The 6,598-nt window shown below is 29.7% G+C and carries 7 protein-coding genes and 1 riboswitch; of the genes, 6 read left to right on the plus strand and 1 reads right to left on the minus strand.

Annotated elements, in window-relative coordinates; all coding sequences use genetic code 11:
- Positions 1-9 precede the first annotated feature (9 nt).
- Entirely contained in the window at positions 10-1,338 is a 1,329-nt protein-coding gene (locus ACTT9R_RS04200; RefSeq protein WP_440926785.1) for an O-acetylhomoserine aminocarboxypropyltransferase/cysteine synthase family protein, read from the minus strand.
- Between the two features lies 1 nt (position 1,339).
- Positions 1,340-1,406, minus strand: a riboswitch (SAM riboswitch).
- Positions 1,407-1,550: 144 nt separating this feature from the next.
- Here ACTT9R_RS04200 and rplM point away from each other — a divergent pair.
- The 6 genes from rplM to ACTT9R_RS04230 are packed head-to-tail and all read left to right on the plus strand — an operon-like array spanning position 1,551 to position 6,579.
- Entirely contained in the window at positions 1,551-2,009 is a 459-nt protein-coding gene (gene rplM, locus ACTT9R_RS04205; protein ID WP_075503504.1) for a 50S ribosomal protein L13, read from the plus strand.
- 1 nt (position 2,010) lies between these two features.
- Positions 2,011-2,448 carry a 30S ribosomal protein S9 gene (rpsI, locus tag ACTT9R_RS04210; protein WP_440926786.1) on the plus strand — a complete coding sequence of 146 codons (438 nt, stop codon included), beginning with the start codon at positions 2,011-2,013 and terminating at the stop codon, positions 2,446-2,448.
- 33 nt (positions 2,449-2,481) lie between these two features.
- Entirely contained in the window at positions 2,482-3,501 is a 1,020-nt protein-coding gene (gene argC, locus ACTT9R_RS04215; protein WP_440926787.1) for an N-acetyl-gamma-glutamyl-phosphate reductase, read from the plus strand.
- Between the two features lie 15 nt (positions 3,502-3,516).
- Complete coding sequence (locus ACTT9R_RS04220) at positions 3,517-4,809, plus strand: homoserine dehydrogenase (protein WP_440926788.1); 1,293 nt, start codon at positions 3,517-3,519, stop codon at positions 4,807-4,809.
- Positions 4,809-5,711, plus strand: a complete 903-nt coding sequence (locus ACTT9R_RS04225) for an AEC family transporter (RefSeq protein ID WP_440926789.1) — start codon at positions 4,809-4,811, stop codon at positions 5,709-5,711. Before ACTT9R_RS04220 ends, ACTT9R_RS04225 begins: the two co-directional genes overlap by 1 nt.
- Positions 5,712-5,727: 16 nt before the next feature.
- On the plus strand, positions 5,728-6,579 hold the full coding sequence (locus ACTT9R_RS04230) for a DMT family transporter (protein ID WP_440926790.1): 852 nt from the start codon (positions 5,728-5,730) through the stop codon (positions 6,577-6,579).
- The last annotated feature ends 19 nt before the right edge of the window (positions 6,580-6,598 follow it).

Here is a 6,598-nt window from a genome sequence, read left to right on the forward strand (position 1 = left end):
AACCTCAAATTAGCTAACAGCTTTTAAATTGCCTTTAGAAGATTTGTTCAATGCTTGATCTAAATCCTCAATAATATCATCAATGTGTTCAATACCGATACAAAGTCTTACATAACTTTGTGTAACACCTGATGCAGCTAATTCTTTCTCATTTAATTGACTATGAGTTGTGCTCGCTGGGTGAATTGCTAAACTTCTGGCATCACCAATATTAGCAACGTGATAGAACATCTTTAAAGACTCAATAAATTTTTTGCCAGCCTCAATTCCACCTTTAAGCTCGATGCCGATCATTGGTCCATTTCCACCTTTAAGATATTTTTTTGCTCTATCAGCAATTGGTTTATCGTGTTCAGTAGAATAAATAACTTTTGTAACTTCCTTATGCTTTTTAAGAAATTCAACTACATATTCAGCATTAGTACAATGTTGTCTCATTCTTAGAGCAACTGTTTCAAGCCCTTGAATTATTGCAAAAGCATTATCTGGAGCTAATGCTGATCCTAAGTCTCTCAATAAACAAACTCTTGCTCTAACCGCGAAAGGTACATTAGCGCCTGTTAATTCTGGAACAGCTTTACCCCAAATTACACCGCCATAACTAGCATCAGGTTCATTAAACAAAGGTTGTCTTTTGGGATCTGCAGTCCAATCAAAGTTACCACTATCAACGATACTTCCTGCTACTGCTGTTCCATGTCCACCTATATATTTTGTGAGTGAATGTATTACTACAGCTGCACCATGCTCTATTGGTTTACAAATGACAGGTGATGCAGTGTTGTCCATGATTAATGGTATATTATATTTTCTTCCAATATCAGAAACTTCCTTTATTGGAAACACTCTTAAATATGGATTTGGTAAAGTTTCTCCGTAAAAAGCTCGAGTTTTGTCATCTATTAACTTCTCAAAATTTTCAGGATTACTTGGATCTGCATATCTTATTTCTATACCAAGTTTACTAAGAGTATGTGTGAATAAAGATACAGTTCCACCATAAAGATCAGTAGAACTAACTATATTATCGCCTGCTTGAGCAACATTAAGTATAGCAAAAGTTGATGCAGTTTGTCCTGACGATACAGTTAAACACGCAAGACCACCTTCAAGTGCAGCTACTCTTTTTTCCAGTACGTCATTTGTTGGATTCATTATGCGTGTATAAATATTACCAAACTCTTTTAGAGCGAATAGGTTAGCAGCGTGCTCTGTGTTGTTAAACTGGTATGACGTTGTTCTATAAATTGGAACAGCTACAGCGTTAGTTGCTGGATCACTTCTATAGTCACCACCATGTATAGCTATAGTTTCAGGGTTGTTTCTTTTTTTAGTCATTTTATTCCTTTTTTAGTGCTTCAACATTATGTTAGGCGCACAATACAGTTCAAATGCCTACCGATTATATCAATTTTATGAAATTTCCTTTTTAGCAGTTGTAAGCCCGCAATAGGATCAAATCGGCAAGTAATTTCTAGCATATAAGCTACATAATTCAAGCTAAATATAAAATTGACTTTGTAATTATTAATAGTATTAATCCTCGCACAATGACAAAATTCACTAAAAAAGACCAATTAACATCATCCTGGTATGAGATAGACGCGAAAAACGCAGTTGTTGGAAGATTAGCAACTGTTGTTTCTAATATCATAAGAGGTAAGAATAAAACTACATATACTCCTCATATGGATGACGGTGATTTTGTAGTTGTTAAAAATATTGAACAAGCAAAATTTACTGGAAAAAAATTTCAAGATAAAAAATATTATAGACACACTGGTCACCCCGGGGGGATTAAAGTTACTACACCTGAGAAACTTCATGAAAAAAAACCAGGCGAAACTTTAAAAATGGCAGTTAAAAGGATGTTGCCTGGTGGTGTATTAGGTAGAAAACAATTAACAAAATTAAAAATTTATGCTGGTAATGATCATCCACATTCAGCACAAAATCCTACAGTTATTGAGTTAGATAAATTAAATAGTAAAAATATAGCTAGAAATTAATATGGAAAATACTCAATCAGCATCAAAATCTCCTAAATTAAAATTAGATTTTAAAGATAGTAAATATGCTACAGGAAGAAGAAAAACATCAATAGCTAAAGTTTGGTTAAAAAAAGGTTCTGGTAAAATTTATGTAAACGGTAAATCGTTCAATGAATATTTCGCAGACGAAACACATAAAATGCAAATTACAAGACCTTTTGAAGTTATTAATCAGGCTACAGATTACGATGTAAGATGTAGTGTAAAAGGAGGAGGACCCACAGGCCAAGCAGGGGCTATGGTTCACGGTATTTCTAAAGCTTTAGTATTATTTGATAAAAATCTAAAAGCTACCTTAAAAACAGAGAAACTTACTACCAGAGACTCAAGAGCAGTTGAAAGAAAAAAACCTGGTAGAAGAAAAGCTAGAAGAAGCTTCCAATTCTCTAAAAGATAATTTTTTTTTAATTTTTAACTGTTATAATAAAAAATGCCTAAGCTAAATGCATTGGTCGCTGGATCAACTGGATACATCGGTGTTCAATTAATTAAATTATTAATTAAACATAGATATATAAATATTAAATTTCTTTGTGGAAATTCCTCTGTTGGTAAAAATGTTAAATTTTACGACAAATCTTTGTCGAAATATAAATTACCAAAAATTATAAAATTTAATAAAAAACTATTAAATGATGTTCAGATTGTTTTTACAGCACTTCCAAATGGGGAAGCTCAAGATTTATCAAAACATTTAAGTAAAAATCATACTTTAATTGATCTTGCTGCAGATTTCAGATTAAACAATGCCTCTGATTATTTAAAGTGGTACAAACAAAAACATCGTGCACCTAAATTGATAAAGAAAAGTATTTATTTACTTCCTGAAATAAACAGAAAAGAGATTAAAAATTATAATATTATTTCATGTCCCGGTTGTTATCCAACTTCTATTCTTTTGCCACTTATTCCATTATTTAAGAAAAATCTAATTAAATTTAACAACATCATAATTGACTCTAAGTCTGGATATTCGGGCGCAGGTAGAGGTGTACACAAAAAATATAAAGATAAAAATTTATATGAGTCTTTGAGTGCATATGGAGTTGGTTTCCATCGCCATAATTCTGAAATAGATCAAATGTTAAAAAAATTTACTAAGAAAAAATTTCAATTTAGTTTTACTCCTCATTTATCACCAATGTTTAGAGGTATATTAAGTACTATTTATTTAGACCTTGAGAATAAAATTACCCCAAATACAATTTATAAAGAATTGAGTAAATTTTATAAAAATAAAAAATTTGTAAAAGTACTAAAAAGAGATTCGTTAGTTAGCACTAACAATGTAATAAATACTAACAATTGCTTTATTTCAATATGCAAATCAAAATATAAAAATAAGGTAATCATTTTGTCTGCTATAGATAACCTAATAAAAGGAGGCGCAGGACAAGCTGTGCAAAATTTAAATATAAAATTTAATTTTCCAGAGAAAACTGCACTATAATGATAATATTTTAATATGAATAATTTAATTAATATAGCAGTTGTTGGACTCGGCCAAGTAGGCAATTATTTATTAAATGAGTTAAATACTAAAAAAAAAGATATAGAGCTTAAAACGTCTAAGAGAATTAGAGTAGTTGCTGTTTCTGCTAGAAATATTAATAAAAAAAGAAAATTTAAAGTTGATAAAAAAATATTTTATAAAAATCCTTTAGAAATTTTTAAGAAAAATAAAATTGATGTACTATTTGAAGCCATAGGTTTATCAGATGGTATTTCAAAAAAGGTTGTTGAAACTGCTTTGAAAAATAAAATCCATGTTATTACACCTAATAAAGCTTTAATTTCAAAACATGGTAATGAATTAGCAAAAGTAGCAGAAAAAAATGATGTTAATTTAGAATTTGAAGCATCAGTTGCTGGTGGTATTCCAATATTAAGATCAATTAAAGAAGGACTAGCAACAAATAAAATATCAAAAGTTTATGGAATTCTTAACGGTACTTCAAATTATATTTTATCTGAAATGGAAAATTCAAATGAAAATTTTGTAGATGTTTTAAAAAAAGCACAGATTCTTGGTTATGCTGAACCTGGCAATCCTAAATTAGATTTAAATGGTTTTGATGCTTTCGCTAAGGTAAGAATTTTATCAGCTTTAGCCTTTACTAGCAAAATTTCAAAATATAAATGCTTAATGGAAGGAATAGAAAAAATTGAATTAAAAGATATTAAAATTGCAAATCAATTAGATTTGAGAATTAAGCTTCTTGGTATTTCCGAGTTAAAGAATAATCAACTTTTTGAAACAGTTCATCCATGTTTAGTTAGTAAAAAATCATATATTGGTAATGTTAATGGTGTAATGAATGCAGTTATACTTGAAGGTAAACCAGTTGGTGAAAGTGTATTGCAAGGGGAGGGAGCTGGACCGGGTCCTACTTCTTCATCATTACTTTCTGATTTATTATCTATTTTGCGGGGAAATGTTAAAAAACCTTTTGGTGTTAGTGTTTCTAAGCTTAAATCTTTAAAACCGTATAATGTAAATAATTATGTTAATTCATTATATTTAAGGTTCGAGGTAAAAGATAAACCCGGTGTATTATCTCAAATAACTAATCGTTTAGCTAAATATAAAATTTCAGTAAAAAGGCTAATTCAGACACCTGATAAGAAAAATAATAAGGCAACAATTGTTATAATTACTCACAAAACATCAGAAATTAATTGCAATAATTGTCTATCTATTTTTAAGAAAAATAAAAATATATTAAAAGCACCAACGTTAATTAGATTACTTGGTTAATGGAAATTTATTTAAAACTTTTTGAAGTTTTATTTCCAGTTTTTTTTATAGTTGGTATTGGATATTATTTAGGTAAAAAAAATCCAAATTTTGATAACTCATTTATTACTAGTTTTGCATCAAATGTAGGTACACCAGCTATGGTTATTTATGCTATAACTTCTACAGGGATAACTTTTGATATTTATGCAAGTTATTTTATCTATTATTTAATAGCAATTATTGGTTTTACTTTAACAGGAATAATAATTTTATATTTATTAAAAACTAAAGATATCATAAGAGAGGTACCAGTTTTTATTCTGCCAAATAATGGGAACATGGGAATACCGATATGTCTTTTTGCGTACGGTTCTCAAGGTCTTGGAATTGCTGCATCTTTATCTTCATTAATCATTTTACTTCACTTTACTCTTGGTGTTTTTCTTGCTGATAGAAAATTTGATTTTAAAATTATAATAAAAAATCCACCCTTTTACGCTATAATATTTTCTGTTGGTTTTTTATATTTTGATCTAGAAATGCCAAAGGCTATCATTAATCTTACTGAGCTGTTAACCTACACTGCAATTGTTTTAATATTAATGTCTTTAGGTATAGCATTAACAAAGTTAAAAGTATTTTCTCTAACTAACTCAATAATTTCTTCATTAGGAAGAGTAATAATTGGTCCAATAATTGGTTTCATCGTAATAATATATTTTGATTTATCAGGTTTTGGAGCGGGTGTTATTCTAATTCAATCTGCCATGCCTAGTGCAATATTAAATTATCTTATTGGTTCAATATATTCACCTAAGGAAATAGTTGATAACATCGCGAGTACGATTGTTGTCTCAACATTAATGTCGTTTATCACAGTTCCACTTGTTGTATTCTTTGCTTTAAAATACTTCTATTAAGAGATATCCTTATTTTATGAAGGCTATAATTTTAAATGCATCTGCTTGGATGATTGTTCCTGTGATGGATGCTTTTGCCAAATATTTAAGCTCATCTATGGATGTTTTACAGATAACATGGGCAAGATATTTTTTTACTGTAGTCTTTACATTATCCCTAATGCTTATCTTTTATAGACAATCATTAGTCTGGACAAAAAAACCAGCTCTTCAATTAATTAGAGGATTAATTTTTGTTTTTTCTACTTATTTATTCTTTTATGCAATATCGGAAATTTCACTTCCCAAAGCCTTAACCTTGGCTTTTGTAGCTCCAATTTGTGTTACAGCATTATCTCCATTTTTTTTAAATGAGAAAGTAGGAGTGAAAAGGTGGACAGCTGTGTCATTAGGATTTATTGGAACTTTGATTGTAATCAGACCTGGCTTTATAGAACTTAATTTAGCAACCTTGGCAGCTTTAGGTAATGGAATTTGCTATGGGTTTTATCTTATTATCACGAGGAAACTCAGTACCTCTGACAATCCTCTTTTAACCCTTTTACTATCGGGTTTAATAGGAACCATTATAATTAGCCTATTTATGCCTTCAGTTTGGGTTAATCCTACGTCAAATCAGTGGATTTTAATGGCTTTAATCGGCCTTATAGCCTCTGTAGCGCATCTTTTTCTCATATTATCCCTCAAATACGCTGATGCTTCTAAATTAGCTCCTTTAGGCTATACAGAGATAATTACCAATATACTAATTAGTTACTATTTCTTTCATGAGTTACCTGATAATTGGACTTATTTAGGTTTGTTTATTATTGTTCTTAGTGGTTTATATATTTCTAGACGAGAATATTTGCTTACTAATACTAATTAATAGTAAATAAATATTTACT

Source organism: Candidatus Pelagibacter sp. (assembly GCF_052049835.1).
Taxonomy (GTDB): domain Bacteria; phylum Pseudomonadota; class Alphaproteobacteria; order Pelagibacterales; family Pelagibacteraceae; genus Pelagibacter.

What these genes read in the sequence shown, in the direction of transcription:
- ACTT9R_RS04200 (WP_440926785.1), bottom strand. Translation starts at nt 1,338, where the DNA reads ATGACTAAAAAAAGAAACAACCCTGAAACTATAGCTATACATGGTGGT.
- rplM (WP_075503504.1), top strand. Translation starts at nt 1,551, where the DNA reads ATGACAAAATTCACTAAAAAAGACCAATTAACATCATCCTGGTATGAG.
- rpsI (WP_440926786.1), top strand. Translation starts at nt 2,011, where the DNA reads ATGGAAAATACTCAATCAGCATCAAAATCTCCTAAATTAAAATTAGAT.
- argC (WP_440926787.1), top strand. Translation starts at nt 2,482, where the DNA reads ATGCCTAAGCTAAATGCATTGGTCGCTGGATCAACTGGATACATCGGT.
- ACTT9R_RS04220 (WP_440926788.1), top strand. Translation starts at nt 3,517, where the DNA reads ATGAATAATTTAATTAATATAGCAGTTGTTGGACTCGGCCAAGTAGGC.
- ACTT9R_RS04225 (WP_440926789.1), top strand. Translation starts at nt 4,809, where the DNA reads ATGGAAATTTATTTAAAACTTTTTGAAGTTTTATTTCCAGTTTTTTTT.
- ACTT9R_RS04230 (WP_440926790.1), top strand. Translation starts at nt 5,728, where the DNA reads ATGAAGGCTATAATTTTAAATGCATCTGCTTGGATGATTGTTCCTGTG.